The following is a 1883-nucleotide window of genomic DNA, read 5'->3' as shown; positions in this document are numbered from 1 at the left end:
TGCCAGTTTCGAGTCGATCTCGCCGCCGATGCCTACGTGATTGTGCGTCCGGGCGCGCGGCTGGATGCCTCGGGTACCGAGGCCGTTCTGGATATCGCCGGCCAGGGCCCGACCCGCGTCGCAACGGATGGCGGGCGAATCGGTTTGAGCTCCTACACCGGCCTGTTCGTCGAAGGCAACTTGCGTGCGGCGGCGGGTGGCGTCGGGGCGGCCGGTGGTCGTCTGGAACTGGCGCTGGAGACGCCGCTGTATTCCGATTCGGCGAGCAACGCGGTGCGGGCTCCGAGGGAAATGATCATCGGCCAAGCGGCAGGGAACGGGCTGCTGCCCGCGAATCTGCGACCCGGCGAAGGCGCCGATGGCTTGCGTTACGGTCAAGCCCGTTTGAGTGCCGATGGCTTGATGACGGGCGGTTTCGACAATCTCAGCCTGCTGAGCAACGGTCTTTTGTCGTTCGACGGTGACGTCAATCTGCGCATGAATCAGAGCCTCAGCCTGTTCGCCGGAGCGCTGTCGCTTGCCGAGAACTCCAAAGGCACGGCGCGGGTTGATTTGAGTGCGCCGTACCTGCGTCTGTCAGGGGTGGGCACCTACTTTGCCGGCTTCAGCATGATGCGCCCACGATTGCTTCCCGGCCCGACGACCCGGTTGTCCGACGCGACGTTGAATGCCTCTGCGAACCTGTTGGACGTGGGCAATGGCCTGTCCTTCGGGACTCAGGGTTCGATCCTGCAACGGCAGGCTCCGGCCGTTGCATACAGCCGTCGGGCTTTCGGTCTGGTGAACCTCGACAGCAGCGGCGATCTGCGTTTCCTCGCGCCGAATGATGGCGCGGAGAGAACCAGGCTGTGGACACCGGGCGACTTGAATCTCGGTGCGGCGCAGATCTATCCCGCCACCGGTGTTCAGGCTGAGGTGCGCGTCGGTTATCAGGGCGAGGTTCCGGTTTCTCAACACACCTTGCGGATCAGCGGTCACGGGGCTGCACCGGCTGCAGTGCCGTACTCGGCATTCGGAAAGCTGACTTTTTCCGCCGCGTACATCGAGCAGGGCGGTGTCTTGCGTGCACCGCTGGGCAAGATCGTATTGGGTGACGATTTGCTCAGCACGACTCGCGAGGTTCATCTCCTGCCGGGCAGTCTGACTTCGGTCAGCGGTGCCGGTCTGGTCATGCCGTACGGCGGCACCACGGACGGTATCGACTATCGCTACAACGGCAAATCCGTGGTGCTCGACGGCATCACCGGCGAAACATCAGGCGTGTCGATCGGCACGCAATTTGCCGATGTGCAGAGCGACGCGGTCATCGACCTGTCCGGCGGCGGGGATCTGCGCGGCGCCGGTTTCGTGTCCGGTCGTGGCGGCTCCACCGATGCGCGTTTCAACCCGCTGGTGCGCAATGCGCCTGACGGCACCTTCAGCCTGCCGGGGCTGGCGAGCAACCCGGTCTATGCCATCGTGCCCGGCAACCAGAGCAGCTATGCGCCGATGCTGGCCGAGGCCGGTGCGGTCGATCCGCGTATCGGGCAGCAGATCACCATTGGTGCCGGCGTTCCGGGGTTGGCAGCGGGCACTTACACATTGTTGCCGTCAACGTTTGCCTTGATGCCCGGTGCGTTCCGGGTTGAAGTGAACGGTCAGGCGACACCCGGCGTGACAACCGGGGCGCTGCCATTGCGTAACGGTTCATGGACCAGCAGCGGGCAGATGTCGATTGCCAATACTGACGTGCGTGCCAGCCTGGCCAGTCAGGTGATCCTCACGTCTGCCGACGTGTTGCGTCGTTACTCGCAGTACAACGAAACCGGATTCACTTCCTTCATCCAGAGCGATGCCGCCCGGCGTGGTGTGCCACGCGCGATGGCACCGATGGACGGCAAGAC

At 64.1% G+C, this 1883-nt stretch carries 1 pseudogene; it reads left to right on the top strand.

The window, feature by feature from the left end:
• Positions 1-1883 (top strand): annotated as a pseudogene (locus tag DBR24_RS16880) (hemagglutinin); the annotation flags it as partial.

It is taken from the genome of Pseudomonas sp. HMWF006 (genome assembly GCF_003061205.1).
GTDB classification, from domain to species: Bacteria; Pseudomonadota; Gammaproteobacteria; order Pseudomonadales; family Pseudomonadaceae; genus Aquipseudomonas; species Aquipseudomonas monsensis.
This window is presented reverse-complemented; position numbering and strand designations above follow the sequence as displayed.